This window comes from Neptuniibacter sp. QD48_11 (assembly GCF_047778095.1).
Classification (GTDB): domain Bacteria; phylum Pseudomonadota; class Gammaproteobacteria; order Pseudomonadales; family Balneatricaceae; genus Neptuniibacter.
On sequence record NZ_CP180551.1, the window covers coordinates 1969241 to 1995665 of the forward strand.

General features: G+C 43.3%; 27 protein-coding genes. 18 read left to right on the plus strand and 9 right to left on the minus strand.

Going from position 1 to position 26425, the window contains the following annotated elements; genetic code table 11:
• Positions 1–107: 107 nt before the first annotated feature.
• Entirely contained in the window at positions 108–596 is a 489-nt protein-coding gene (locus ACMXYU_RS08975; RefSeq protein WP_415884657.1) for a DUF2062 domain-containing protein, read from the plus strand.
• Positions 597–632: 36 nt separating this feature from the next.
• Here the strand turns inward: ACMXYU_RS08975 and lolD are convergent, their stop codons facing one another.
• Complete coding sequence (gene lolD / locus ACMXYU_RS08980) at positions 633–1322, minus strand: lipoprotein-releasing ABC transporter ATP-binding protein LolD (RefSeq protein WP_415898377.1); 690 nt, start codon at positions 1320–1322, stop codon at positions 633–635.
• A complete protein-coding gene (locus ACMXYU_RS08985) occupies positions 1315–2559 on the minus strand; it encodes a lipoprotein-releasing ABC transporter permease subunit (RefSeq protein WP_415898378.1) in 1245 nt (414 codons plus the stop codon). The genes lolD and ACMXYU_RS08985 overlap by 8 nt, the downstream gene beginning before the upstream one ends.
• A gap of 214 nt (positions 2560–2773) precedes the next feature.
• Between ACMXYU_RS08985 and ACMXYU_RS08990 the strand changes: the two genes are divergently transcribed.
• The 5 genes from ACMXYU_RS08990 to ACMXYU_RS09010 all read left to right on the plus strand — a co-directional run bounded on the left by ACMXYU_RS08990 (position 2774) and on the right by ACMXYU_RS09010 (position 6715).
• Complete coding sequence (locus ACMXYU_RS08990; RefSeq protein ID WP_415898379.1) at positions 2774–3355, plus strand: PilZ domain-containing protein; 582 nt, start codon at positions 2774–2776, stop codon at positions 3353–3355.
• A 3-nt stretch (positions 3356–3358) separates the two neighbouring features.
• The gene (locus ACMXYU_RS08995) at positions 3359–4207 is read left to right on the plus strand and encodes a hypothetical protein (RefSeq protein WP_415898380.1); all 849 of its coding nucleotides are present in this window, start codon (positions 3359–3361) and stop codon (positions 4205–4207) included.
• Positions 4204–4524: a hypothetical protein gene (locus tag ACMXYU_RS09000; protein ID WP_415894255.1), complete on the plus strand. Its 321-nt coding sequence runs from the start codon at positions 4204–4206 to the stop codon at positions 4522–4524. The genes ACMXYU_RS08995 and ACMXYU_RS09000 overlap by 4 nt, the downstream gene beginning before the upstream one ends.
• Positions 4525–4735: 211 nt before the next feature.
• Entirely contained in the window at positions 4736–6025 is a 1290-nt protein-coding gene (locus ACMXYU_RS09005; RefSeq protein WP_415898381.1) for a L,D-transpeptidase family protein, read from the plus strand.
• Between the two features lie 114 nt (positions 6026–6139).
• Positions 6140–6715, plus strand: a complete 576-nt coding sequence (locus tag ACMXYU_RS09010) for a DUF882 domain-containing protein (protein ID WP_415898382.1) — start codon at positions 6140–6142, stop codon at positions 6713–6715.
• 37 nt (positions 6716–6752) lie between these two features.
• On the opposite strand, the gene ACMXYU_RS09015 is transcribed toward ACMXYU_RS09010, so the two are convergent.
• The 3 genes from ACMXYU_RS09015 to ACMXYU_RS09025 all read right to left on the minus strand — a co-directional run bounded on the left by ACMXYU_RS09015 (position 6753) and on the right by ACMXYU_RS09025 (position 8365).
• Positions 6753–7061, minus strand: coding sequence for a DUF4124 domain-containing protein (locus ACMXYU_RS09015; protein ID WP_415898383.1), 309 nt, complete (start codon positions 7059–7061; stop codon positions 6753–6755).
• 112 nt (positions 7062–7173) lie between these two features.
• On the minus strand, positions 7174–7608 hold the full coding sequence (gene rnhA, locus ACMXYU_RS09020; RefSeq protein ID WP_415894251.1) for a ribonuclease HI: 435 nt from the start codon (positions 7606–7608) through the stop codon (positions 7174–7176).
• Positions 7595–8365 carry a class I SAM-dependent methyltransferase gene (locus ACMXYU_RS09025; RefSeq protein ID WP_415898384.1) on the minus strand — a complete coding sequence of 257 codons (771 nt, stop codon included), beginning with the start codon at positions 8363–8365 and terminating at the stop codon, positions 7595–7597. The genes rnhA and ACMXYU_RS09025 overlap by 14 nt, the downstream gene beginning before the upstream one ends.
• A gap of 116 nt (positions 8366–8481) precedes the next feature.
• Here ACMXYU_RS09025 and gloB point away from each other — a divergent pair, with 116 nt between their 5' ends.
• The 8 genes from gloB (at position 8482) to ACMXYU_RS09065 (ending at position 18595) form a co-directional block, all read left to right on the plus strand.
• Positions 8482–9255, plus strand: a complete 774-nt coding sequence (gloB, locus tag ACMXYU_RS09030; protein WP_415898385.1) for a hydroxyacylglutathione hydrolase — start codon at positions 8482–8484, stop codon at positions 9253–9255.
• A 359-nt stretch (positions 9256–9614) separates the two neighbouring features.
• Entirely contained in the window at positions 9615–11195 is a 1581-nt protein-coding gene (locus ACMXYU_RS09035) for a LysM peptidoglycan-binding domain-containing protein (RefSeq protein ID WP_415898386.1), read from the plus strand.
• Positions 11196–11212: 17 nt separating this feature from the next.
• Complete coding sequence (locus tag ACMXYU_RS09040; RefSeq protein WP_415898387.1) at positions 11213–11461, plus strand: hypothetical protein; 249 nt, start codon at positions 11213–11215, stop codon at positions 11459–11461.
• Positions 11462–11546: 85 nt separating this feature from the next.
• On the plus strand, positions 11547–13382 hold the full coding sequence (locus ACMXYU_RS09045; RefSeq protein WP_415898388.1) for an extracellular solute-binding protein: 1836 nt from the start codon (positions 11547–11549) through the stop codon (positions 13380–13382).
• Positions 13382–14479 carry a microcin C ABC transporter permease YejB gene (locus tag ACMXYU_RS09050; RefSeq protein ID WP_415887931.1) on the plus strand — a complete coding sequence of 366 codons (1098 nt, stop codon included), beginning with the start codon at positions 13382–13384 and terminating at the stop codon, positions 14477–14479. The genes ACMXYU_RS09045 and ACMXYU_RS09050 overlap by 1 nt, the downstream gene beginning before the upstream one ends.
• Positions 14480–14481: 2 nt before the next feature.
• The gene (locus ACMXYU_RS09055) at positions 14482–15525 is read left to right on the plus strand and encodes an ABC transporter permease (protein ID WP_415898389.1); all 1044 of its coding nucleotides are present in this window, start codon (positions 14482–14484) and stop codon (positions 15523–15525) included.
• A complete protein-coding gene (locus tag ACMXYU_RS09060; RefSeq protein ID WP_415898390.1) occupies positions 15522–17120 on the plus strand; it encodes an ABC transporter ATP-binding protein in 1599 nt (532 codons plus the stop codon). Before ACMXYU_RS09055 ends, ACMXYU_RS09060 begins: the two co-directional genes overlap by 4 nt.
• A gap of 170 nt (positions 17121–17290) precedes the next feature.
• A complete protein-coding gene (locus ACMXYU_RS09065) occupies positions 17291–18595 on the plus strand; it encodes an NAD(P)/FAD-dependent oxidoreductase (protein WP_415881419.1) in 1305 nt (434 codons plus the stop codon).
• A gap of 51 nt (positions 18596–18646) precedes the next feature.
• Here ACMXYU_RS09065 and ACMXYU_RS09070 read toward each other — a convergent pair whose 3' ends face one another.
• Positions 18647–19597 (minus strand): LysR substrate-binding domain-containing protein, encoded by a 951-nt coding sequence (locus ACMXYU_RS09070; RefSeq protein WP_415898391.1) that lies wholly within the window; start codon positions 19595–19597, stop codon positions 18647–18649.
• A 97-nt stretch (positions 19598–19694) separates the two neighbouring features.
• On the opposite strand from ACMXYU_RS09070, the gene ACMXYU_RS09075 reads away from it, so the two are divergent.
• Positions 19695–20369, plus strand: a complete 675-nt coding sequence (locus ACMXYU_RS09075; RefSeq protein ID WP_415898392.1) for a DJ-1/PfpI family protein — start codon at positions 19695–19697, stop codon at positions 20367–20369.
• Positions 20370–20434: 65 nt separating this feature from the next.
• Here the strand turns inward: ACMXYU_RS09075 and ACMXYU_RS09080 are convergent, their stop codons facing one another.
• The gene (locus ACMXYU_RS09080) at positions 20435–21907 is read right to left on the minus strand and encodes an AAA family ATPase (RefSeq protein ID WP_415898393.1); all 1473 of its coding nucleotides are present in this window, start codon (positions 21905–21907) and stop codon (positions 20435–20437) included.
• 149 nt (positions 21908–22056) lie between these two features.
• Here ACMXYU_RS09080 and ACMXYU_RS09085 point away from each other — a divergent pair, with 149 nt between their 5' ends.
• On the plus strand, positions 22057–22470 hold the full coding sequence (locus ACMXYU_RS09085) for a hypothetical protein (RefSeq protein WP_415898394.1): 414 nt from the start codon (positions 22057–22059) through the stop codon (positions 22468–22470).
• Positions 22471–22520: 50 nt separating this feature from the next.
• Here ACMXYU_RS09085 and ACMXYU_RS09090 read toward each other — a convergent pair whose 3' ends face one another.
• Entirely contained in the window at positions 22521–23456 is a 936-nt protein-coding gene (locus tag ACMXYU_RS09090) for a LysR family transcriptional regulator (RefSeq protein WP_415881424.1), read from the minus strand.
• A gap of 175 nt (positions 23457–23631) precedes the next feature.
• On the opposite strand from ACMXYU_RS09090, the gene ACMXYU_RS09095 reads away from it, so the two are divergent.
• Positions 23632–25227 (plus strand): isocitrate lyase, encoded by a 1596-nt coding sequence (locus ACMXYU_RS09095; protein WP_415898395.1) that lies wholly within the window; start codon positions 23632–23634, stop codon positions 25225–25227.
• A gap of 191 nt (positions 25228–25418) precedes the next feature.
• Positions 25419–25979 carry a hypothetical protein gene (locus ACMXYU_RS09100; RefSeq protein ID WP_415898396.1) on the plus strand — a complete coding sequence of 187 codons (561 nt, stop codon included), beginning with the start codon at positions 25419–25421 and terminating at the stop codon, positions 25977–25979.
• A gap of 68 nt (positions 25980–26047) precedes the next feature.
• On the opposite strand, the gene ACMXYU_RS09105 is transcribed toward ACMXYU_RS09100, so the two are convergent.
• Positions 26048–26284, minus strand: a complete 237-nt coding sequence (locus ACMXYU_RS09105; RefSeq protein ID WP_415898397.1) for a hypothetical protein — start codon at positions 26282–26284, stop codon at positions 26048–26050.
• Positions 26285–26425: the final 141 nt, after the last annotated feature.

Genomic DNA, 26425 nt, shown 5'->3' on the forward strand with positions numbered 1-26425 from the left:
AGTTTCCTTGGCTTAACTGAACGTAAGGGGCATAATAAGCCTTCATCCCGTTTGCTAGCCCATAATAAGTAAATAAGAAGATGCCGCGCAAACTTATAAAAAAATACATGCCCAATGAAGATAAGCTAAAGCAGCACAAACATCTTAGCTGGCTTGGCAGTCACATCCACGAACCAAACCTTTGGCACCTTAATAGAAAATCAGTTTCACGTGCCTTTTTAGTGGGTTTGTTTTGCGCTTTTTTGCCGATCCCTATGCAAATGATAGTGGCTGCAATTCTTGCGGTAATGATCCGAAGCAATCTTCCAATTTCTGTTGGCTTGGTTTGGATTACCAACCCATTAACTATGCCGCCAATATTTTATTTCACATATCTAGTTGGAGATTTCCTTATTGGAGATCCTAACCAACAGATCGATTTCGAGATGAGCATGGATTTCATCCAAAACAGCTTATCCTTGGTTTGGTGGCCCCTACTGTTTGGTTCGGTAATCTGCGGGATTGTCTTCGGTATACTCGGCTATCTAACAGTCCAAGGCTTCTGGGCTTGGCATGTCGGTAAAAGCTGGAAAGACAGAGCTAAACGCACAAAATAACCAGAATAGAGAACAATAAAAAAGGGTGACGTTATGTCACCCTTTTTCAATTAGCTTACCATCGATTAACTCTAATACCCTACCCGTTTTACGGGCTAACTCAGGATCATGTGTTACCAGCGCAAAAGCTATATCATATTCTTGATTAAGATTATCGATTAGCTCCTGAACACTTTCAGCTGTTGTTCGATCTAGATTACCCGTAGGCTCATCCATCAGTACAACTGCTGGCTTCCCGATCAGCGCTCGCGCTATTGCCACACGCTGCCTTTCACCACCACTTAATTGTGCAGGCTTATGATGCAATCGCTCGCCTAACCCTACCGACTCAAGCACAGCTTGCGCTTGCTCTTTTACCTCAGTAATGGATTGATCTCTCATCAGCAAAGGCATAGAGGCATTTTCCAATGCAGTAAATTCCGGAAGAAGATGATGAAACTGGTATACAAAACCCAAGGTTTCATTCCTTACTTGCGCACGCTTAGCTTCGGAACCTGCATGTAGATCATGACCGTTAATGATCACATTGCCCTGCGTAGGCTTATCCAAACCGCCAAGGATATTAAGCAACGTACTTTTACCTGAACCTGATGAGCCTATAATGGCTAGCTGTTCACCTTTATGAAGAGCAAAGTCTAAATCCTTTAGGACTTCAACATCTCGACCAGCATCGCTGTAGCATTTAGAAACCCCTGCCGCCTGCAATACAATTTCTTGATTACTCATATCGTAGCGCCTCAGCAGGATCTGTTTTGGATGCTCTCCAAGCAGGGTAAATCGTTGCAAGGAAACTAATCATGAGTGCCGTGCCTGTAATGATACCTACGTCAGGCCATTGCAAATCAGAAGGGAATTGACTGATAAAGTAGACATTCGGATCTAAGAACTGAATCGCAAAAGTTGATTCGACCCAACCAATGATATCAGCAACATTCAGCGCTAACGTAACACCTAAAACTGTACCCATTAGGGTTCCTAAAATACCGATCACCGTGCCTTGCACCATAAAGATACGCATAATTCTTCCAGGTGTAGCACCTAAGGTTCTAAGTATGGCCACATCAGCTTTTTTGTCTGTAACGACCATAACGAGGGTGGAAACAATATTGAAAGCTGCTACAAGCACAATTAAGAATAACAAAAGACCAATCATGCGTTTCTCTAGCTGAATCGCTTGAAATAGATTCCCGTGTGTACGTGTCCAATCGTTGGTTCGGTAGTAACCTTGAAGGCCCGCTGCAATTTCTCTGACAGCTTTTGGAGCATCAAATAAATCATCAAATTTAAGGCGAATACCATCAACCCCTTCGCCCAATCGCTTAATTTTTGCAGCATCTTTAATATGGATATAAGCCAAATTTGCATCTAACTCAGCACCCACTTCGAAAATCCCAACCACAGTAAATCGTTTTAACCTTGGAACTACCCCCGCAACACTGACAGATGCTTCCGGCAAAACCAAGGTAACTTTATCGCCGACCTTAACGCCTAAGTAGCGAGCTAAAAGATTACCTAAAACGATCCCAAATCGTTGCTGATTTAAAACATCAAGCGTGCCTGATTGGATATGGTCGCCAAGAATTGAAACGTCAGCCTCTTCAGCTGGATCGATGCCATTGATAAGCGCTCCACGAACAACACCACGGCTGGTCAACATCCCTTGCGCTTGAATGAAGGGTGCAGCAGCAATCACACGAGGGTTTCGCTCCAACGATTCCACCAGCACAGGCCAATCTTCAATAGATTTGCCATAACCACTGATTGATGCATGCGGGACCATACCGAGAATGCGCTGTTTCAACTCTCGATCGAAGCCATTCATTACAGAAAGGACAATAATTAATGCAGCCACACCTAACATCAGCCCCAACATCGAGGCTAAAGAGATAAAGGAGATGAAATGGTTATTGCGTTTAGCTGCCGTATAACGCAATCCAATAAATATAGATAAGGGCTTAAACATGTGGCGATTAAACCACATAAGATCAAGCGTGTAAAAATGATATCAAACTGAACTTTTATAATAACAACAAGTCTTAACTTACTGTTAATAAAACAATAGTTTCTTTTTAGACCTTACATTTTGAACAACTAAAATAATTCAATCATAGGTGCTTTTGTACGCGTTTATTCATATACTCCAAGCTATCTATGCAATATCACTTTGAGGGCAAGACATGCAGGAACAAGAACGCCGTCAGTATTTCCGTATTGACCAACACGTTTCTTTAGAACTGAAGATCATTTCAGAATCTGAGATTTCAGATCATCCCAGCCCTACTCAGTTCGATGTTTCGCCAAACTTTTTGCTGCTTAGCCAACTTCAAGAGCTTGATAGTGACAGCAGCCACCTATTACGCAAAGTGGCTGAAAAAGATAGCAATGTAGCAACCTTGCTAACAGTAATGCACAACAAGATTGAACGCATCGCCCAAGCAATCGCCTCAACAGAGATGACTGTGGGTCAAAGCGCTATCCAAGAAGTCAATCTATCAGAAGGTGGATTGCAATTCCGACACTGCGAAGCCATTGCAAAAGATGCATTCTTGTCTATCAAACTCGTATTCCCAGACTCATGCATTGGTCTTTTGCTCTATGCGCAATGCCTAAGAAGTGATTCCATGGGAGATGGTAGTCACCTAACCAGCGTCGAGTTCATCAAAATGCCTGAAAACTGCCGTATGATTTTGGCTCGACAGATTTTCGAAAGCCAAGCGAAACTGCGTAAACAACAAGTTGAAGAACCACAAGAAGCTTAAGTAATGAGCAAAGGGATCATTGCACTCACACAAGCTTTTGATCGATTAAACCAAGCCCAAAAATCACTAAGCACTCAGCTGCAGCAAAATGACTGTAGATATTGGTTGCTTAGTGATGATCAACAGGGATCTACATTAACAGGCGCTATAAACACCATCACCAATATATGGCATTCAGCCGGTGGTGATGGCCGGCGCACTGAAAACTTATACGGCCTCATTGGCGTACCTTCCCATATCATTCCGCTGATCCACCAGCTCAATACTCATAAGCAAAATTTTCAAACTAGCGTGAGACAATTTCGTGAAGCTCACGGGGACCCAAACCCAATTATCTACAAACGCGCCGAAGAACTTAATTTAGCACTTCAGCAACAAGGCATGGCGCGCGTAAATTTAAAACAGTGTTACCGCCAAATACCTCTACTTGAAAAGCGTCCAAACAAAGTAACCTTTAGCTGGTACAGTAGTGGCAGAAGCTTAAAGAAAGTTTCGATTAAAGAAGCTGAGCAACGTCTGCTAGCTATGGATACTAATCAATTGCATATCCAGCTTCAGCTTCAAGCACTAAGCAAAATCCCAAGCAATGAAGTGCTAGTACAGTTACAAAATCAAGTTCCAGTGATGCGAGCAAATATCGTTTGGAAAGATAAAGACAAACTCATAAGAAAAGCTCGTAACTGCCCGCTTCCTTTATTTTTCCCTTTAGATGCAGAAGAGGCTTTTCCGGAATATAATACCCCCTCCTTTACACCCCCCGATCAACGCAAACGGCAGCTTCGGAGTGATGTAATTATCGACCCCGAACCTTATTTGCCGAGCTTGCGTATACACCGCTACAAGAAAACATGACAGAAGAAAAATCGAACAAAAATACTAAACTCCACCATTTAGCAGCTGGCATTGGTTTCGCAGGCTTAATTTTGTGGTATTACGCAGGCTATAAACTAGGTTTTCTTGACTGGGCCATTCAGCAAGTTCCGCCCAAATATGCAGGCGCAGGCATGATGGTTGGCGTCATGGTGTTGATGACACCTGGCTTTTTCATTTGGTCGCGTTATAACCGCTGGATTGAAAAGCGTTTAGAAATTACAGGTCAGTACTATGAAGATGAGTACTACAAAAACGACGAAGCCTTAAAGGAACAACGTAAAAACAAAAAGAAGTAATATCCACCCCTCGCTTCGAAGACACTCAGAATTATGCACCCAACTGAGTGCTCTTCAGCCTTAATTCAGGCTATATCGACTATCCTCCCCCTTGAAAAACCTTCACGTTCTCAACTTGAAGATTATCTAATCTGGGCCTGTAATTAAAAAACCCCCTTCATTTTGTCGCTGACGGATGCGGCAGGATAGACATAGAAGCAGGAGGCTAGTTATGCAGTATTTACTTGCTTTAGTAATGGTCTTGCTTGGCTCCTATGCCTCGCTATGTCAAAGTATGGAATTAGCTGCAACATCTCCGCTAAAGGCAGCAAAGCTAAATTCCGTTCCAGAAACTTCAGCTGACTTATTAAAACCTCTATCTAACGCCAAAGATGTAAAGCATCTTACAAGCGACATAAGCCAAATCGAAATCTTACAAAAAGAATATGAGAAATACCTCGCTCTAGCAGATACTCAGCAATGGAAAACCATTCCAAGAGGGCCATTACTAAGATTTGGCGACACCCACCCACATGTACCGATGATTCGTGAAAAGCTCATTACACTAGGTGATCTTTCATCAGCAAACTGTTCATCCATTTCAGACCCACTTTTTGACATAGAGTTGCATGAAGCATTGGAAAGATTCCAGAAAAGGCACGGCGCCAAAATTGATGGTATCGCAGGCCCTGAAACAAGACGTACTCTAAATGTTTCTCTTCATAAAAGAGCGGATCAGTTATACGTAAATATTCTTCGACTGCAGCAGTTCCAACCAAACACTGATCGCTACATACAAGTCAATGTGCCTGACTTTAGACTACACCTGATTGAGCAAGGCAAATCAATCCTAAGCATGAAGACCATCGTGGGTAAGAAAAAAAGGAAAACCCCAATATTCCAAACAGAAGTTAACCGTATTGTAATCAACCCCTCTTGGCACGTGCCTAAGAGTATCGCCTATAAAGATATCGTGCCTGAACTTCAGAAAGACCCAAGTTTTCTAAAGAAAGCGAGACTGAACCTAGTCACTGGCTGGGGCAATAACAAACGCTTTATCGCTGCTGAAGATATCGATTACGACAAACTATATAAAGGTGAAAACTATCAACGCTTTTGGGAAGCGCCAAGTTCATCGAACACGCTTGGTAGTGTGAAATTCCTGACCTCCGGCCCTTATTCAGTCTATCTCCACGACACTTCAGCTAAACGCCTTTTTAATGAATCTAAGCGCGCTTTTAGTTCAGGATGCATTCGAGTTGAGCAACCACGCCAACTTGCAGATCAACTTATACGGATGACACAAGGTTGGAATAGCAGCAAACTAGATCCATTATTTGAACAAGAGAAAACTAAACACATACGTTTGTTAGACCCGATCCCATTACATGTAACTTATTGGACTGCGTTTATCGATCAGGACGGTGATTTAAACTTCCGTCACGACCTATATAAACGTGATAGATATGACCTAACACGACTAAAAGAAGCACTCCTAAGCACAGATGCACGTCAAAATTAATCAAGTTGCTCATAATATACTCAAGAATAATTCATGCAGATAACTGGTCAATTTATATACAAACAAATATTTGATCGGGCATAATCATTTCTTTTTCAGATGTATTGATACCTAATGACCGATCAGAAAGATTCTATTGCTATCCCCTCCCCGACACGTCGTAAATTTTTAAAAGCCCTAGGTGGTTTATCAGCGTTAAGCGCTATGCCATCTGCAGCATTCGCCAATATACATAAGCCTAAAGACCATTCGCTATCATTGGTAAACCTCCACACTGGCGAAGCGTTAAATAGTACATTCTTCACCGAAGGTAGCTTTCAAAAAGACAGCCTTGGTGCACTTGATCACCTATTGCGCGATCACAGAACAGATCAAGTTCACCCAATGAACCAACAGCTAATTATGTTACTGCATGATCTGCAACAAACATTCGGGGAACATAAACCTATTCACGTTATATCTGCCTATCGCTCACCTAAGACCAATGCCATGTTGAGCAGTAAAAGCGGAAAAGTAGCTAAAAAGAGCTTACACATGCAGGGTAAAGCCATTGATATTCGCATTCCGGGTGTCGATGTGAAAGATCTTCAACGAGCTGCATTGAGCATGAAGTCTGGAGGTGTAGGTCTATATACACGCAGTAACTTTGTGCATCTTGATGTAGGCAGAGTAAGACAATGGGGATCGTAAAACGATCTCCTAATATTTTTCTTCAGTTGAGACAGGCTTATTCTGTTTTTTCGGCCTGATTACCTTCAGCTTCTATCTCATTTTTTGGTTTTTCTGGGGCTGAAGGTTTCTTACTGGTACTACCAGAACTATTGTTTGCAGCGACCGGAGGCTTAGGTGGTCGTCTATCAACCCTTAATACATCAGTAGTAACCTCACCTCTTACTTGAGCTTTTTCACCTCTCTGTGGTGGTCGATCACTAAAGTGCCTTACGCCCTCACTGTCTACCCACATGTACATTTCGCCAGCTGAAAGATTAGCTGCGAGTAAAATAAGTCCTGAAGTAAACGCAATCCGCTTTAGCATAGGGAGCCTCCTTTCTACCCAGCATAGCAGTCATTTGTACAAATAACACACAACAGTAATTTGTAGTTTAGAGTGCGCAGACGGAGAGCACTTCAGCAAAGCTATAGTTTTGTTAGCCTAACTCTTCGACGCCACGGTTAGCCAATTGATCGGCCAGTTCATTTTCAGGATGACCACTATGTCCCTTTACCCAACGCCAATCGATTGAATGAGGCTCGGTAGCTTTGTCTAAGCGCTGCCATAAATCTGCATTTTTAACTGGTTTTTTCTGTGAGTTTTTCCAACCACGCTTCTTCCAACCATCAATCCATTCAGTTATGCCTTGTCGGACATACTGAGAGTCTGTTGTTAGAATAACTTCACAAGGACGATTAAGTGTTTCAAGCGCTTTAATTGCAGCTAATAACTCCATGCGATTATTAGTTGTATCCTGCTCACCACCCCAAAGTTGTTTTTCAGCGTCCCCATAACGCATAACGGCCCCCCATCCTCCTGGCCCAGGGTTTCCTTTACACGCACCATCAGTGAATATTTCAACGATCTTCACAAACTTTCCTTAATGATTTTCGGGTAGTAGGTTCCGCGACTGGCAGAGTAATAAGCCTTCTTAATCCCCAACCAGAGCGCAGCGGAGTCATTCCAGCAATGTCTTTACGCGCCAACAAAACAGAAAAAGCACCCGTATGGCCGGGTAAACGCCTAGCAACACTTTCAACTAGCCTAAAACGACTTCGCCATTTGGCCTTAGTGAAAGGAGCGCGATAATAACCTGAAAGTTGACGCAGTTCAGTTAATTCTAAAAGTTTTAACCAGTCAGATAGCCTTTTATGGCTAAGGAATCGACCACTCCAAGGCGGCACATCACTCTTTCGCTTTGTCAGTCGATAAAGCCCCCAAGAACTTACCGGATTGAATCCCACAATGACGACATGCCCACCAGGTCTGAGAATTCTAGAAGCTTCCCTTAAGACTTGATGTGGGGAATCAGTAAAATCTAATGCATGATGAAGAAGCACTACATCAACGCTTTCATGAGCTAAAGGTATCTCAGTATTTTCAGCGACAATGCAATTATCGCCAACACCTAATCCAAGCTTGGGAATAACAGAGAAACAGTGAGTAACTGGACTACTTTCAAATAAAGTAATCCGACTATCTACTGAAAACTGTACCAAGTGCATGCCAAACAGAGCACCAATCACACGCTCTACAGTATCCCTTTCAGCTTGAAGAAGCTCTTGACCTAATTCTGTATCAAACCAAGCCATAATATGTGGAAGCTGAGCTTCTAAAGAGCGACTCATCTTATTTGCCATAATTTTGTCTAATTAGAACTGGCCCAATGTAATATAAGCAGTATTATATTTCTTTTATAACACTGCAAATGAAGGTTTTCCTTTCACTTGATAGAGGCGGTCAAATGTTTAGCGTTACTCCAATTCCTGCTTTCTCTGATAATTATATTTGGCTCCTTAAGCTTCCTGACAGCCAGAAAGTCGCTGTGGTCGATCCAGGTGATGCAGCTCCGGTTATCGCATACCTTAATGATAATAGCCTTGAACTGGACACCATATTAATCACACACCACCACTACGATCATACCGACGGAGTAAAAGAACTTACGGACAGATATCAAGTTCCTGTTTATGGGCCTCATAACTCTCCTTTCTCAGGTATAACCAATCCCCTTAAGGAAAACGACACTCTTGATCTATGGGGGAAAAAGCTTGTCATTAAAGAGATACCTGGACATACACTCGACCATATCAGCTACTTTTCTAGCACTGAGCAACCTCAGCTATTCTGCGGTGATACGCTATTTTTAGCGGGGTGCGGGCGTTTGTTTGAAGGCACGCCACAACAGATGTTAGCAGCGATGAATCATTTCCATTCATTGCCAGATAACACCGAAGTTTACTGCACACATGAATATTCATTGGCTAATCTAGCCTTTGCAGAGGCAGTCGAACCTGACAATGCAGATGTTAAAGATGCAATTAACCAATGCACTTCGCTTCGTAATTCTGATCGCCCAACATTGCCATCATCGATTGCTCAAGAAAAACGTATTAACCCTTTTATGCGTTCAGATCAGGCAAGCGTCATTAGTGCTGCAAAGCAATTCACTCATCAGACAGAGTTAGACCAAGAAGCAGTGTTTGCAGCTATAAGAGAATGGAAGAATCAATTTTAATTTGTTGATTTTCTAGCTTTTCCAGAGAAACCTTGACCCATAAAGGGCCACTGATAGAATGGATCGATTTGGGAACCTGCGAATAAACCTCATACGTTCTCAGTGGGCTATAAAATGACCAGATACGCGAAAGTCAGTACAGCGAAATGTCTAGACCTTTTCAAGCTGACTGACAAAGTAGATGGTCATTTTAGAGTCCACCCTACGGGGCTTGCAGAGCAACCGAATCACTTCGTTAATGATTTTCGACAGGCGACCAGCATGCCTGTAATCATTGCCTCGTGCTTCAATTGCTCTGCAAGCCTGAGTCGTATAGGGCTTGTTCGCAGGTTCCGTTACCTCCTAAGCATCGGAGCACCATGTTTTCATCTTCTAAATCGGTCCTGCTATCTATAGCAGCAGGCGTTGTATTAAGCGGTTGCCAATCCGTTACCGAAAAAAACACTATTCCTTCTAACACAGGGATAGATAATCAGCCTTCTCAAGCCAATAACACCTTATCACCTGAAGAGAAGACTGAAGCCATCCCAACGGATTTATGGGAAGTCACACGTACTCACATGCAGATGGATCTGCATTTAGATAACCCAAGAGTTCAAACTCAGCTTAAGTGGTATAAGAAACACCCTAACCATATGGCACGCGTGGTAAAACGCGCAGCGCCTTATTATCACCATATTCTAAACAGTGCGATTGAACGTGGCGTCCCTGTCGAATTGGCCCTGCTTCCAATCATCGAGAGTGCGTACGATCCATTTGCCTACTCTCATGGCCGAGCAGCAGGACCATGGCAATTCATTCCTTCTACTGGTAAGTATTTTGGCCTAAAACAAAACTGGTGGTACGACGGACGCCGAGATATTTTGAATTCAACTGATGCTGCCTACACGTACTTAAAAAAACTACATAAACGCTTTGACGGAGACTGGTTACTTGCCCTAGCAGCTTATAACGCAGGCGGTGGCAACGTATCTAAAGCAATTAAGCGTAACAAGCAAAAAGATAAACCAACCGACTACTGGTCCCTCAATCTACCAAAAGAAACCATGGCTTATGTCCCTAGATTTTTGGCTGTAGCTGCAGTTGTTAAAAACTCAGAGTATTACGGCTTAACTCTACAGCCAATCCCAAACAAACCTCATTTCAGGGTGGTAGAAACAGGTAGCCAAATTGATATTGCCCAAGCAGCATCTATGGCGAATATCAGTACAAAGGAATTGTACCTTTTAAATCCAGGATTTAACCGCTGGGCAACAGCTCCGGAAGGACCACATCGTTTACTAGTCCCAGTAGAGAACGCTGAACAATTTACCAAAGCACTTAAAGAGCTACCGAGCGACCAACGCGTTAAGTGGGTACGTCACAAAATTCAGTCTGGAGACTCATTAATTGCCATTGCTAACAAATATAAAACTTCAGTAAACCTCATCCGTTCGACCAACAAAATTAGTGGTAACAATATCCGTGCAGGTAAAATGCTGCTTATACCAACCGCAAGCAAGCATGCAACTGAGTACGTTCTTAGTCAGCAACAACGTCATGCTGAAAGACAGAAAACCATTTCACGTACAACTGATCGCCAACAAAAGCATCACACGGTCCAGTCAGGTGATAGTTTTTGGAGCATTGCCAACCGTTACAACGTCGGTGTACGCCAGTTAGCACGTTGGAACAGCATGGCACCAGGTGACCCATTACGAGTTGGCAAGAAACTAGTTATTTGGAGCAAACCAACACAAACCGCGCTAAATGAAACTGATCGCCAAGTAATCCGTAAAGTGGGTTACAAGGTACGCCAAGGTGATTCGCTTTCTGTTATCGCCAACAAATTTAATGTTAATGTGGCGGATATATTACGTTGGAATAAGATCAACAAAGCTAAGTATATTCGCCCTGGTCAACATCTGACCTTGTATGTAGATGTTACCCGAGCACACTAATTCAGGACGACTGATTCATGGACGCAACAAGTATTTTTATTATTGTTTTTGCGACAGTCACTGCAATTGCGTTTAAAGTCATTCTTTATAAACGCATTCAAAAGTGGATGGATCAAGACCTAATAAAAGGCCTAGCTGATGGCAATGAGGAAAAACTAACGTTCCTACAACATCAATATCAGCAACTCGTCGACGCCAAAGTTAAGCGTAAGCACCTCCATAATCAGCTAACTGAATTGTCCGAACAATTTGAACAAAAAAGCTAAGGAACAGTCTTATCAGTGGCTTTTACTGGAACCCAGCAAAGGTCACTGATATAAAAGATAATTTACGTTAAGAAGGAACCTTAGATTGCTTACACTCAAACCTCGTACTTGCTCTTCTCTACGCAAATTAAGTATTTGGTTGTGCCTTTCCAGTTTCCTTACTCCTGCACCTCTATTGGCAGATGCGGTTACTTCGAGCCACGGCATTGCAATGCATGGCGACCTTAAATACCCTGCCAACTTTAAGCACTTTGATTATGTGAACCCTGATGCACCCAAAGGCGGCAAAGCCATTCAATCTGCTTTGGGAACATTTGATAGCTTTAATAACTTCATCGTCAAAGGAACCCCTGCTGACGGGCTTGGCCTCCTCTACGATAGTTTACTTGGTAAAGCTCAAGACGAACCTTTTTCCCTATATGGCCTCGTTGCTGAATCGCTAGAAGTACCAGCTGATCGTAGCTGGATTATTTTTAATATACGCCCTGAAGCAAAATTTAGTGACGGCCACCCTATTACTGCGGAAGACGTGGTTTTCAGTTTAGAAACCCTGAGATCTAAAGGCGCGCCTTTCTACAAAGCCTATTATTCCGACATCGAATCAGTTGAAGCACTTAATCCTCACCGAGTTAAATTTAATTTCCGCAACAACCTTAACCGTGAGTTAGCCCTTATCGTTGGTGAAATTGCAATTTTGCCTAAACATTTTTGGAAAGATAGAGATTTCCAAAAACCGAGTTTAGATATTCCGGTGGCCTCTGGTTCATACACGATCGATAGTTTTGATGCCGGACGTAGTATCACCTATAAGCTAAGCCCTGATTACTGGGGTAAAGACCTACCCGTTAATAGAGGTCGTCATAATATTGAATTTCTGACCTACGATTACTACAGAGATAACACGGTAGCAATGGAAGCTTTTAAAGCTGGTGAATACGATTTCCGTCAAGAAAATTCATCAAAGCGCTGGGCTACTAGCTATACAGGGTCTGCAGTAGATTCAGGCAAAATAATTGTCAAAGAGTTAGGTCATGAAAACCCAACGGGTATGCAAGCCTTCGTCCTAAACACTCGACGACCGCAATTTGAAGACCCGCGTGTTAGACAAGCACTAGCGCTAGCATTTGATTTCGAATGGACCAATAGAAACATCTTTTACAACGCCTATACCCGTACCCATAGTTTTTTCTCCAACTCGGAGATGGCCGCTACTAGCCTGCCAACCGAGAAAGAGATCGAGATACTTGAGCCTATTCGTGACCAAATCCCTACCGAGGTATTTACTCAAGTTTATCGTGCTCCTGAAACCAGTGGTAATGGCCGAATCTATACCGAGCTGCGTCAAGCTAAACGCCTACTTCAACAAGCCGGATGGATCTTTAAACAAGGTAAGTTAGTCCACAAAGAGACTGGCGAACCACTTAAAATCGAAATGCTGCTTTATTCACCTGCTTTCGAACGAGTAGTCGCTCCCTTTATTCGTAACTTGGAACGATTGGGTATTCACTCAAGCATTCGTTTAGTTGATGTTTCACAATACATCAGCCGCCTGCGTAAGTATGATTTTGACGTAGTTGTAAGCGGATTTGGTCAATCCTCCTCACCGGGTAATGAACAACGTGATTACTGGCATTCCTCTGGTGCTGATGTTGAAGGCAGCCGTAATCTCATCGGAATCAAAAATCCAGCGGTTGATTACCTAGTAGACCAGCTTATTCAATCCCCTGATCGTGAGCAGTTGGTTTTACGAACTCGTGCCCTTGATCGGGTGCTGCAATGGAATCATTACGTTATACCTCAATACCATATTAATAAATATAGAGTGGCTTATTGGGATAAATTTGAAATGCCGAGCACTCGCCCTAAATACAATCTAGGTTTTGATACTTGGTGGATCAAACCATCCGAGGACGCTAAATAATGGCTGCGTATATCCTAAGGCGTTTACTTTTGATCATTCCTACCTTGATAGGAATTCTGACGATCAACTTTATCATTGTTCAAGCAGCCCCTGGCGGCCCCGTTGAGCAAACGATTGCTCAATTGGAAGGCATCAATGTCGGTGCGACGGCTCGAGTCAGTGGCGCACAAAATGACCTAACAACCGAAGCAAGCAGCGCGAATGGTGGTGACAGTAGCTATCGTGGTGCGAGAGGCTTAGACCCAGAATTAGTAAAAGAGATCGAAGCGCTATACGGTTTTGATAAACCCGCTCACGAACGCTTTTGGCAGATGCTAAAAAATTACGCCGTTTTCGATTTTGGAAATAGCTTATTTAGTGACAAATCAGTAGTCGATTTAATCATCGAAAAACTACCGGTCTCTATCTCCTTAGGCCTTTGGGCGACATTGATTACTTACGCTGTTTCCATTCCTTTAGGTATACGTAAAGCGGTTAAAGACGGCACCCCTTTTGATGTCTGGACCAGTACCGCAATAATCGTTGGCTACGCCATTCCAAACTTCCTATTTGCGATTTTACTGATCGTCATCTTCGCAGGCGGCACTTGGTTAGACTGGTTCCCACTTCGAGGACTGACGTCACCTAACTTTGATGAATTAAGTTTGTGGGGCCAGATTAAAGATTACTTCTGGCACATCACCCTACCAGTTATCGCAACTGTTATCGGCAGTTTTGCGACATTAACGATGCTAACCAAAAACTCATTTCTAGATGAGATCAACAAGCAATATGTGCTTACGGCACGTGCTAAAGGCCTTTCCGAAAAGAAAGTCCTTTATGGTCACGTCTTCCGTAACGCTATGCTTATCATCATTGCTGGTATGCCTGCAGCGCTGATCTCAATCTTCTTTACCGGCTCTATGCTGATTGAGGTCATCTTCTCCCTTGATGGCATTGGACTGCTAGGTTATGAGGCGGTAATCAACCGTGATTACCCTGTTATCTTTGGTACCCTGTATATCTTCACCCTTATCGGTTTATTACTTAAATTGATCAGTGACATTACTTATGTACTGGTAGACCCGAGAATAGACTTTGAAAGCAGGGAGCTTTAATCATGGGTGTATTAGTTAATAAACTCAGCCCTCTCAATCAACGCAGGATCGAAAACTTCCGTAAAAACAAACGCGGCTATTGGTCTCTATGGATCTTTAGCACGCTATTTATCCTATCGTTATTTGCAGAGATTATTGCGAATGACGATCCACTGGTAGTGTCATATAAGGGCGATCTATATTTCCCTGTCGCAGTTGATTACACCGAACTAACCTTTGGGGGAGAATTTGAAAGCCCAGCAGATTTCAAAGATCCCTATATCCAAGACCTTATACATAATGAAGGACAAGGCTGGATTATCTGGCCGCTGATTAAGTACAACTACAGCACGATCAATTACGATCTTCCTGTACCTGCCCCATCACCCCCAACAATGGATAACCTGCTAGGCACAGATGATCAAGCTCGTGATGTACTTGCTCGTGTCATATACGGCTTTAGGATCTCAATCCTATTTGCCGTAGTTTTGACTTTAGCAAGTTCAGTGATCGGTGTGGTTGCTGGTGCTATTCAGGGCTACTACGGCGGTAAAGTTGACCTTTTCTTCCAACGCTTTATCGAGATCTGGTCTGGTCTTCCGGTTTTGTTCTTACTGATCATTTTAGCCAGCATTGTTGAGCCAAATTTCTGGTGGCTATTAGGTATTATGCTTCTGTTCTCTTGGATGCAGCTGGTTGATGTCGTACGTGCCGAATTTTTACGTGGTCGTAATCTCGAATATGTTCGCGCTGCCCGTGCGCTTGGCTTAAATAACCGCATGATCATGTTCCGCCATATTCTTCCTAATGCCATGGTGGCGACGCTGACCTTTATGCCATTTATCTTTAATGGATCTGTTGTTACGTTGACCGCTCTGGATTTCTTGGGCTTTGGCCTGCCTCCAGGCAGTCCATCATTGGGTGAATTAGTTGCTCAAGGTAAAACAAACCTTCATGCGCCATGGTTAGGTATCACGGCTTTCTGTAGCCTTGCATTGATGCTTACCCTTCTAATCTTTATAGGTGAAGCTGTACGTGACGCCTTCGACCCAAGGAAAGTGTCATGACGTCTCCGCTATTAAGTATTCGCAACCTATCCGTCACTTTTGATCAGGGTAGTGAAGCTGCAGTAGAAGCAGTGAAACAAGTTAGCTTTGATATACCGAAGGGTGAAACTCTTGCATTGGTGGGAGAATCAGGCTCTGGCAAATCCGTATCCGCAATGTCCGTTCTGCGTTTACTCCCCTACCCTAAAGCAAGTCACCCTAGCGGTGAAATTCACTATGATGGCCAAGATCTGCTGAACTATAACGAAAATCAGATGCGGCAGTTACGTGGCGATAAGATCAGCGTTATCTTTCAGGAACCAATGACGTCGCTCAACCCGCTACACACAATTCAGAAACAGATAGGGGAAACTCTACTTCTGCATAGAGGGATGACTGGTAAACAAGCGCGATCTCGAATTCTTGAACTACTTGATTTAGTTGGCATCCCTGAGCCTGAGAAACGCTTAAATAGCTACCCTCATGAACTGTCAGGCGGTCAACGTCAACGTGTAATGATCGCGATGGCACTCGCCAACGATCCTGAACTGCTTATCGCAGACGAGCCAACCACAGCACTTGATGTAACAATTCAGGAACAGATTCTGGAGTTACTAAAGTCTCTGCAAGAAAAACTGGGCATGGCGATTTTGCTGATTACGCATGACCTTAATATTGTTCGTCGTTACGCGCATCATGTCTGTGTTATGTATAAAGGTGAGCAAGTCGAATCTGCTCCAACGGCTCAACTGTTTGCACAACCACAACACCCTTACACACAAACGCTGTTAGATGCGGAACCATCAGGTAATCCTGCTATTGTTCAATGCGCGCAAGAGCGTTTGCTAGAAACAGACAAATTAAAAGTCTGGTTCCCTATTACAAAAGGCTTTTTCAAAAAGACCGTAGACCATATTAAAGCGGTAAACAGCATCGACCTGTCTGTTAACCGCGGTGAAACACTTGGCATTGTGGGAGAATCCGGCTCAGGAAAAACCACATTAGGCCTCGCCATTTTGAAACTGCAGCGTAGTGAAGGCGAAATCACGTTTGATCAGACCGCTCTTGCACCTTTAGATCAAAAAGCGGTTAAACCTTTACGTAAACGGATGCAGATAGTTTTTCAGGACCCGTTCGGCAGCTTGAGTCCGCGCATGTCTATTGCTGAGATCATTGCCGAAGGACTCGATATTCATCAGCCAGAATCTAAAGCGGAACACGAACAAGCGATTATTGAAGTACTACAAGAGGTTGGCATCGATCCTGAAAGTAGGCATCGCTATCCGCATGAGTTCTCTGGGGGTCAACGGCAGCGTATCGCCATCGCACGTGCGTTGGTACTGAAACCTGAACTTATCGTTTTAGATGAGCCTACTTCTGCACTAGATCGCACCGTACAAAAGCAGATCGTGGAACTATTGCGTAACCTTCAAGAAAAATATGGTTTAACTTATCTGTTTATCAGCCATGATTTAGCCGTTGTAAAAGCGCTAAGCCATAAGCTAATAGTGATGCGCCATGGAGATATCGTCGAACAAGGTGATGCCCAAGCAATCTTTGCATCACCTAAAGCTGAATACACACAACAACTACTGGCGGCCGCATTTAATCAATAAGTCGAGTATGCCTCTCCCACTTTAAGACGAAGCGGTGCTAATTCTTTAGCGCCGTTTCTAGTTCTTTCTATTTACTTTTGCCTACATCAAGATCAGAGTACGACTATCAGAAAATATAGGATTAATAGTTTTTGCAGCTACTAATCCCATATTTTTTGAGGATTAAAACAATGACAAACCCAACGGAGCCACACAAGATTCTTGTGATTGGCGGGGGCGCTGGCGGCCTTGAGCTCGTCACCCAACTAGGCCACCGCTACCGAAAAAATCCCTCAGTTGAAGTAACCCTAGTCGATCAAAAACGTTCCCATATCTGGAAACCTCTATTACATGAGGTTGCCACAGGTTCGCTTGATCCAAATACAGATGGCGTTGTTTACCATGCTCACGCGGTTAAACACCATTATGAGTTCGAACTAGGTACTTTTTGTGGCCTAAACAAAGACACAAAAACCGTCACACTGGCTGAAACAGTTGATGAAGATGGTGTTCAAATCCTTCCAGAAAGACATTTGCAATATGACACCCTTGTTTTAGCGATCGGAAGTGTCAGCAATGATTTCAAAACACCGGGCGTAAAGGATCACTGTTTCTTCCTAGATACAGCCAAACAAGCTGAACGTTTCCATAACGCGCTCATTAACAATTTTATGCGAGTAAACCAGCGTGAAAACGGCGTATTAAATATCGCGATTGTTGGTGCAGGCGCAACGGGTGTTGAGCTCGCGGCTGAGCTTTACAACGTAACCGACATGCTTAAGTCATACGGCCTTCCGAAAATGACTGCTAAGCAGCTGAAAGTTACGCTTATCGAAGCTGGTCCACGTATTCTTCCTGCACTGCCTGCTCGCATCTCCGGCTCTGCTCGTGATGAGCTAGCAGCGTTGGGTGTAGATGTATGTGAAGATACGTTGATCAAATCCGCGAACGCTAATGGCTTCGAAACGGCTGACGGCTCGGAAATTGAAGCAGATATGATGATCTGGGCCGCAGGCGTTAAAGCACCTGACTTCCTAGCAGATCTTTATGGCTTTGAGTTAACCCGCACGAATCAAATTCTGGTTAAACCAACGCTTCAATCCAGCATCGACGATAGCATTTACGTGATTGGTGATTGCTGCGCTTGTGCGCAGGAAGATGGTAGCTGGGTGCCACCTCGTGCACAATCAGCACACCAAATGGCGTCAATCGTTAAGAAAAATATTATTCTTACTGAAAAAGGCAAACCACTTAAGAACTTCGTCTATAAAGATCACGGTTCACTGGTAAACCTTAGCCGCTACAGTACCGTGGGCAGCTTGATGGGCAACCTTTCAAAGAACTCTATGTTTATTGAAGGGAAAATTGCTCGTATTGTGTATGTTTCACTTTATCGCATGCACCAGATCGCCATTCACGGCTTCTTCAAAGCGATGATCGTTTATATTGCTGAGAAGATCGGAAAAGTTGTAAGACCAAAGATGAAACTTCACTAAACTTCTCAGGTGGAATAGGAGCGCTGATTGTATATTGTACTATCAGCGCACCTATTCCCACTCATTAAGATAAGCCACTTCACTAGACCAACAAAAGTTCGACCCCTCTCCCATCTTCTCTAGCTCCGCTTTTAAAAATTCTGTAAATACCACCACCTTACTTGGTAGAAAATCCCGCTTAGGATAGAGTAAATACACACCATAACCTTCCGGTTCAATAGGTGGAAATAACGAAACTAAGTCCCCAGAACTTAAACCGTCTTTAAATAGAAAGTGAGGCCCCTGCATCACACCGACATCGATACGACAAAGATCCACCAGCGCCTGACCATCATCAACCACTAAATAGTTTTTGGGATCTAGCTTTTCGGTCTCCCCATCCACTTCAGCCAAAATAGGCATTAACTTACCCGTCTGCTTAAAGCGAAAGCGTATCCATCGATGATTATCAAAATCCTGAAAACTATCGATTGGTCCGAACTTCATAAGGTAGTTTCTTGATGCACAAGTAAGAAAGTCCATAGGGCTCAATTTGTGCAATACCATACGGCTATCAGATACCGTACCTGTTCGGATCGATAGGTCGATTCCCCGTTCGATAATATCGACATATTCATCGGAGAAACTCAATTGCAGGCTAATATCTGGATACTGTTTGGTAAATTTAGAAAGTAATGGAACAATATATAAACGCCCGTAAGCGACCGGTAAATTTACCTTTAAAATACCCGTTGCAGACTCATTACCCGATTTAAGACGCTGCTCGCACTCATCCAGATCTATGAGTAACGCTCTCACCGTCTCGAGATATTCCTTTCCCGCATCAGTAATGGTTAGCTTTCGGGTAGAACGATAAAACAGTGTATAAGCTAACTGCTTTTCTAATCGGCTTATCGCTTTACTCACTGTAGATGCATCAGTACCAAGCACCGCAGCAGCAGCTGCAAATGACCCTTTCTCGCATACAGTAATAAACGTTTTTAAAACATTGAACTTATCCATTCATGAACAATATTCACCAATGAAATTCTGATCAAGATATTTTTCACTTATTACACCAACTATAAAATGGTCGCAATTAACTTTCCGGAGATTAAAAATGAGAAAGCAATTTGTATGTCTAGCAGCAACTCTGGCTTTACTGCTCTTCAGCCAACTGTCATTCGCCGAGAGTAAAAAGATCGGCATCCTTGTCTTTGATGGTGTTCTAACATCCGATGTAACAGCACCATTAGAAGTTTTTGGCGTAGCCAGTAGAAAAACATGGTTTAGTGATTACACACCTATCGTTATCAATGTGATAAATAAGCCTACAGTGACAACTGAAGAAGGCCTAAGCCTAAACAGCCCCTATTGGATTGGTAATGCGCCTGAACTGGATGTTCTAATCGTACCCTCTAGTTACGACATGGACCCGCTGATCGAAAACAGCCAATTGATCCAATTCATTAAAAACACTGCTAAAAACGCCGAATGGATGGCGAGTAACTGCTCCGGTGCTTTCTTACTTGGTAAGGCAGGCCTATTGGATGGATTAAAGGCCACAACTTGGGCTGGAGGTGAAAAGGATCTTGCTCGTACCTTTCCGGATGTAAAAGTCCAATATGACCAGAATGTGGTTATTGACGGTAATGTGATTACGTCCAATGGAAGCTTAGTTAGCTATCAAGCAGCGCTAGTGCTTCTGAGTAAATTAACATCGACCTCTAAAGCTAATGAAGTAGCAGAAGCGCTTCAATACACACGCTTTTCGACTAAGAAATTTGTTTTGTAATTATCTCAGGCTCAGTAAATTTATTTGCTGAGCCTTGTATCATTTAATGTATAAACAAAAAAATATTACTCACACGATACAGTTCGAGTAGAAGCCCACTCTCTTAGATAATCAATCTTTTCAGACATCACTACGGACAGAGGCTGAGTCTTTCGCAACTCTGCATGTAGAAGAGCTTGATCAAGTTCAACATTCTGAGCATGAGCGGTATAAAAAGCAGAGATAACAGCCTGCTCAATTTCAGCACCCGAAAAACCAACGCTTTCTTCGATCAAACGCTTAAAATCAAAATTGCTAACATCGACTCCTTGACGTTTCAAATGAATATCAAAGATTTTAAAACGAATATCGTCATTAGGGAGGTCGACAAAGAAGATCTCATCAAAACGCCCTTTTCGTACAAGTTCTGGTGGTAATGCTTCAATATCATTCGCCGTAGCTACGATAAATACAGGCGCATCTTTCTCGGCCATCCACGTCAACAAGGTACCCAGCATACGTGTCGCAGGTCCGCCCTCATCACTGCCTGATGAGATCCCTTTTTCTATCTCATCTAGCCATAGAACACAGGGCGCCATAACTTCTGCGGTTTGTAGGGCTTCACGAAGATTACGCTCGGTCTCACCGTAAAATTTGTTATAAAGGGCACCGAAATCAAGACGTAATAAAGGCGCATGCCAACTACCTGCAACCGCTTTAGCCGCAAGGCTTTTACCACAACCTTGTACGCCCAATAACAGCATCCCTTTAGGTGCGGGTAAATTACCAACGCCACTATCACCATTAAAAAATGGTTTTCGCTCATTTAACCAATTTTTTAGTCCGTTAAAACCGGCTATATCCGAGAACTGTGCAGTGTCATATTCAAAATGCATATTCCCCTGCTCACTCAATAGCTGATACTTCGTTTCGTTAATTGCAGGGATATCACTGGCGGTGATCGCACCATCATCAAAAATGGCATTTCTTGCCAAACGACGAACATCTGATCGAGTTAAACCCGTTAAATTTCTGACCAAAAGTTGCAGGTTTTCAGAGCTTGCTTGCACTTTAGAGCCTGAGCTTGCTAACCAGCTCTGCGCTTCCTCTCGGACAATCTTTTCTATCTCCCTACGTTCAGGTAGAGCGATATCTAATTTGGCGCTAAGTTTCATAATCTCAACTGGCACTTCCAACGCGTGGCTAAGCAAGATTAACGTATGGCCTAGCTCATGAAATTTGAGCGCTATATCCTTCAATAAACGTACATGCATAGGCTCATCCAAAAACGGATGCAGATCTGCCAATACATAAACACCAGGGGTAGAAACTGATTTAATATGCGCTAGGGCTTCGGTCGGTTGCGAGAATAACTTTTGCGGAGGGAAATCACGATCAATCCGCTGAATGCCATCGGTCAAAGTCCACTTGAATAGCGGCCTTTCATATACAGGCTTAAGTGATAACAGCATATCAACCACCTGATTTTCCTCGGTACTTTCGATGACAATTAGAGGGATCTCAGATTTGATCAAGACTTCCAGTTGATGCTGCACCATGCCTAAACTCCTTTTAAACTAAAGGAGTTACTCTATTACATCTGTAAGTATCTATGCAAAGTAAATCAAATAGTTAACTCGGGCATTTGACCTGTTGACTGAAACAAAGGATCCAAGCCTAATTGCCGTAATAAAGAAAAGGAATTCCGATGAAACTACTGACTTTAATAGTATGGCTGAGCAGCATAGCTATATACCTTGCGAGTGACACTCTAGGGCTTCACGATTATATAACCATCGCCATACCTGCAGCCTTTCTACTCTTATCTTTTATCTTGGTAGAACAGTTCAAAGCGATGTTCAGATGGTTTCATCATTTGATCGTAATTCAAATTTTGGTTTGGTACCTATATTCGATGTACTTACATATGCCAAGAATGGAAGGCAACTTCATAGAACAATACCTTTCATATTCACAGATTTACCTAACTGCTAATTGGTACATTGGTTTTATGCTGTTTTTTGGACTAATTTCGATACCGCAAACAAAGAAGACCAAGCAAGCCATGCTCCACCCAACAATTGAATGCGCAGTACCTGAAGAATCATTAGGCAAAAAATAAGGCGGATAAACCGCCTTATTAGAGTATTAACACTTATAACTTATCGTTCTTTAGGAAACCGAAGCCACATCAGAGATAACCTGGCGTATCCAACGGTGAGCAGCGTTATGTTGTAGCAATGGGCTCCAAGCCATTTTGAACTCAAATTCCGGAATATCAAAAGGCGGTTTTTTCACTACTAATCTGGGGTTTTCAGATTGGATAGAAGCAGCACGACTCGGAATAGTTGCGATAAGACCACGCTGAGAAGCAAGCAAAGCGGCTGATTGATAGTGTCGAGTAAATACCGAGATATGGCGCTTATAGCCAATTGAGTCTAATGCCTCATCAACCCAACCGAGCCGCTTGGTATCTTCAGGCGTGATACCCATACCTGCTCCCATGCCGGTTTTACTCACCCAAACATGATTTGCCCTGATATAAGTTTCCAAACAGTAATCATGGGAAATGGGATTATCTACGGCAAACAAACACGAAAACGAATCTTTCCATAATGTCTTTTGGTGGAAGGATTGCGGCATAGTATCAAAACGGTTGATGACCAGATCAACCAAACCCTGCTCCACTTCAAGAAAACTCATATCACTCGGCGTGAGGATATCAAGGACAACATCTGGCGCTTCACGGTTCAAACGCTTTAATAATCGGGGTAACAATGTCGCCTCACCATAGTCACTGGTCATTATACGAAAGACTCGGTCACTTGATTTAGCATCAAACTCTGTTGTTGGTTCTATAACCTGTTCTACCGATGCAAGGATCTGTCTAAGCAGTGGCTGCAATGATTGAGCACGCTCAGTAGGCACCATTCCTTCACTGGTTCGAACCAAAAGTGGGTCACCAAAGGTTTCACGCAACCGCCGCAAACCGTTACTCATAGCGGGCTGTGTAATCCCAAGCAAGCTGGCGGATCGAGTCACATTACGCTCCCGCAGCAAAATATCAAGATACACCAAAAGGTTGAGGTCGATTTTGTCCAGATTCATATCAATGCCGTAATCATGCGTGTTTCAGTGATAATACCATAGAACTATTCACAGGATAAATACTGCAAATAACAGGCATTTATTTCAATTATAGGGTTAACCGCACTAGAATCGATTGCGAAACTTTTAAGAGTTAGCCGAAAACTGGCTAGCAACTAATATAGAAGGAATGACCATGTCATCACTGAACAAAGACATCGAAAGCATTGCAGGTCTTAAAGCTGAAGCTGGTAGCCCTTGGGACGCAATCAACCCAGAATCTGCTGCACGCATGCGCGCTCAGAACAAATTCAAAACTGGCCTAGATATCGCTAAGTACACTGCTGGTATCATGCGTCGCGACATGGCTGAGTTCGACAAAGACAAAACTAAGTACACTCAGTCTCTAGGCTGCTGGCACGGTTTTGTTGGTCAGCAGAAGCTGATCTCTATCAAGAAGCACTTCGGTTCTACTGAGCGTCGTTACCTATACCTATCTGGTTGGATGGTTGCTGCTCTACGTTCTGACTTCGGTCCTCTACCAGACCAGTCTATGCACGAGAAAACTGCAGTTGCTGGCCTAGTTGAAGAACTATACACATTCCTACGTCAAGCTGACGCTCGTGAACTAGGCGGTCTATTCCGTGCACTAGACAAAGCACGTGAAGCTGGCGATGCTGCTCTAGAAGCTGACATCCAGTCTCAGATCGACAACCACGAAACTCACGTAGTGCCAATCGTAGCTGACATCGATGCTGGTTTCGGTAACGCTGAAGCGACTTACCTAATGGCTAAGCAGATGATCGAAGCAGGCGCATGCTGCCTACAGATCGAAAACCAGGTTGCTGACGAGAAGCAGTGTGGTCACCAGGACGGTAAAGTAACTGTACCTCACGCTGATTTCCACTCTAAGCTACGTGCTCTACGTTACGCTTTCCTTGAGCTAGGTGTTGACGACGGTGTTATCGTTGCTCGTACTGACTCTGAAGGTGCTGGCCTAACTAAAGAAATCGCTGTAGTTAAAGAGCCAGGCGACCAAGGCGACGTTTACAACTCTTACCTAGACGTTGAAGAAGTTGCTCCAGAAGACACTAAAGAAGGCGACGTACTAATCAGCCGTGACGGCAAACTAGTACGTCCTAAACGTCTAGCTTCTGGTCTATACCAGTTCCGTCAAGGCACTGGCCACGAGCGTTGCGTATTCGATTGTATCGAAGCTATCAATGCTGGTGCTGACCTACTTTGGATCGAGACTGCTGTACCAACAGTTCACGAAATCAAAGGTATGATGGACGAAGTACGTAAAGTACACCCAGATGCGAAACTTGTTTACAACAACTCTCCATCTTTCAACTGGACTCTAAACTTCCGTCAGCAGACTTACGATGCATGGGCTGCTGAAGGTAAAGACGTTTCTGGTTACGATCGCGACAACCTAATGTCTGCTGAATACGACGGTTCTGAACTGTCTGAAGCTGCTGACGCTCGCGTACGTACGTTCCAGGCTGATACTGCTCGCGAAGCGAACGTATTCCACCACCTAATCACTCTGCCTACTTACCACACAACAGCTCTTTCTGTTGATAACTTGGCTAAAGAGTACTTCGGTGACAAAGCTATGCTTGGTTACGTTGAAGGCGTACAGCGTAAAGAGATCCGTCAAGGTATCGCATGCGTTAAGCACCAAAACATGGCTGGTTCTGACCTAGGTGATGACCACAAAGAATACTACGCTGGTGAAAACGCTCTTAAAGCTGGTGGTGCGAAGAACACTTCTAACCAGTTCAGCTAAGCAATACTAGCTAAGGCAAATGTTCTAGCTAGCTAGGGCATAAACCTTACATAGAAAGGCGGCCCCTTTTTAAGGTGTCGCCTTTTTTATACCTGCAACAAATAGTTAGAAAGCTACAAAGGATTCAATTTTAATTTTAGGATAGAATCCCCTACTGCTTTCAACTGCAAACTGATTAAGTGATTTAGATTATGACTACACCTATTTTTCTTAAAGACGCTAAAGAACTGTTAACTGAACAGGGTTTTGCCACTAGTAACACTTGGTACCATGGCACATCTTCCGCGCTGGTCGAATCAATCAAAGATCAGGGGTTAAATCGTTCTGGCGACAAGGCGCTTAAACAAGCTGCCAAACAAACAATGGCGACAATCGGTAATAGCTATACCGAAACAATCGAGCCTGTATTCCTAACGCAAAGTAAAGAACTAGCTTACTTTTGGGCCGCACAAACTGTTAGAAACCGCTCAGTACGTATTGAAGGCGATGAAGAACCTGTAGTTTTTGAAGTGACGCTTTCAGATGATCTAAACAGCCGAGTAAAAACTGATGTAGGCGCAGCGAGTCTATTAATGGTGAAAGAAGGCGAAGCTTATTTGGCTCATTTAGCCGGCCTTTATGAAGAATGCGGCCTAGAAGCACCAGAAATTGATCTAAAAAGCGCTGATCGAATGGATTACCTAAACAAACTAGGCATGGCTTATTACGATTACGACATCGATAAAGATTCTGTGAATTTGCTAAGCGAGTGATCCCATCACCCTAGCCTCACACATATAAAAAGGACGCGATTGCGTCCTTTTTATTGCCTCATATAAAACTATTGTGTTTCGCCGTCCTGCAACTCACAGCTCTGCTCCAAGACCTTCACCCTTTTCAAAGCTTCATCTAAATTCATTTGATCAAGCAAAGCCTGAAGGCCTTGCCGACTTGTCTCTTCACTCAATTCCACTACCTGATACAACTGAAGCAGGTTAAAACCAAGAGAACACGCAAACACAATCGCAAGCAGTATAGCCGCATCTAAATGCAGAGGGACTTTCCGTTTAAGATCCAATCTAGCTTCCTTAATTATCAAAACCTTGATAAGCCAAAGTTCAATTCTATATCTAAGCAACCAAACAAAACCACTGCTAAATGAATGGTACATATTACTGGTAACAACAAACCCAAAGTGTTCGGTTATTCTTTGCCACCC

Bases quoted from the DNA above. Each gene is read 5' to 3' on its own strand.
- ACMXYU_RS09075 (WP_415898392.1), top strand. From the start codon at position 19,695: ATGAGAAAGCAATTTGTATGTCTAGCAGCAACTCTGGCTTTACTGCTC.
- ACMXYU_RS09050 (WP_415887931.1), top strand. From the start codon at position 13,382: ATGGCTGCGTATATCCTAAGGCGTTTACTTTTGATCATTCCTACCTTG.
- ACMXYU_RS08975 (WP_415884657.1), top strand. From the start codon at position 108: ATGCCCAATGAAGATAAGCTAAAGCAGCACAAACATCTTAGCTGGCTT.
- lolD (WP_415898377.1), bottom strand. From the start codon at position 1,322: ATGAGTAATCAAGAAATTGTATTGCAGGCGGCAGGGGTTTCTAAATGC.
- ACMXYU_RS09080 (WP_415898393.1), bottom strand. From the start codon at position 21,907: ATGGTGCAGCATCAACTGGAAGTCTTGATCAAATCTGAGATCCCTCTA.
- ACMXYU_RS09090 (WP_415881424.1), bottom strand. From the start codon at position 23,456: ATGAATCTGGACAAAATCGACCTCAACCTTTTGGTGTATCTTGATATT.
- ACMXYU_RS09035 (WP_415898386.1), top strand. From the start codon at position 9,615: ATGTTTTCATCTTCTAAATCGGTCCTGCTATCTATAGCAGCAGGCGTT.
- ACMXYU_RS09015 (WP_415898383.1), bottom strand. From the start codon at position 7,061: ATGCTAAAGCGGATTGCGTTTACTTCAGGACTTATTTTACTCGCAGCT.
- ACMXYU_RS09060 (WP_415898390.1), top strand. From the start codon at position 15,522: ATGACGTCTCCGCTATTAAGTATTCGCAACCTATCCGTCACTTTTGAT.
- ACMXYU_RS08985 (WP_415898378.1), bottom strand. From the start codon at position 2,559: ATGTTTAAGCCCTTATCTATATTTATTGGATTGCGTTATACGGCAGCT.
- gloB (WP_415898385.1), top strand. From the start codon at position 8,482: ATGTTTAGCGTTACTCCAATTCCTGCTTTCTCTGATAATTATATTTGG.
- ACMXYU_RS09005 (WP_415898381.1), top strand. From the start codon at position 4,736: ATGCAGTATTTACTTGCTTTAGTAATGGTCTTGCTTGGCTCCTATGCC.
- ACMXYU_RS08995 (WP_415898380.1), top strand. From the start codon at position 3,359: ATGAGCAAAGGGATCATTGCACTCACACAAGCTTTTGATCGATTAAAC.
- ACMXYU_RS09055 (WP_415898389.1), top strand. From the start codon at position 14,482: ATGGGTGTATTAGTTAATAAACTCAGCCCTCTCAATCAACGCAGGATC.
- ACMXYU_RS09100 (WP_415898396.1), top strand. From the start codon at position 25,419: ATGACTACACCTATTTTTCTTAAAGACGCTAAAGAACTGTTAACTGAA.
- ACMXYU_RS09095 (WP_415898395.1), top strand. From the start codon at position 23,632: ATGTCATCACTGAACAAAGACATCGAAAGCATTGCAGGTCTTAAAGCT.
- ACMXYU_RS09010 (WP_415898382.1), top strand. From the start codon at position 6,140: ATGACCGATCAGAAAGATTCTATTGCTATCCCCTCCCCGACACGTCGT.
- ACMXYU_RS09065 (WP_415881419.1), top strand. From the start codon at position 17,291: ATGACAAACCCAACGGAGCCACACAAGATTCTTGTGATTGGCGGGGGC.
- ACMXYU_RS09000 (WP_415894255.1), top strand. From the start codon at position 4,204: ATGACAGAAGAAAAATCGAACAAAAATACTAAACTCCACCATTTAGCA.
- ACMXYU_RS08990 (WP_415898379.1), top strand. From the start codon at position 2,774: ATGCAGGAACAAGAACGCCGTCAGTATTTCCGTATTGACCAACACGTT.
- ACMXYU_RS09085 (WP_415898394.1), top strand. From the start codon at position 22,057: ATGAAACTACTGACTTTAATAGTATGGCTGAGCAGCATAGCTATATAC.
- ACMXYU_RS09040 (WP_415898387.1), top strand. From the start codon at position 11,213: ATGGACGCAACAAGTATTTTTATTATTGTTTTTGCGACAGTCACTGCA.
- ACMXYU_RS09070 (WP_415898391.1), bottom strand. From the start codon at position 19,597: ATGGATAAGTTCAATGTTTTAAAAACGTTTATTACTGTATGCGAGAAA.
- ACMXYU_RS09025 (WP_415898384.1), bottom strand. From the start codon at position 8,365: ATGAGTCGCTCTTTAGAAGCTCAGCTTCCACATATTATGGCTTGGTTT.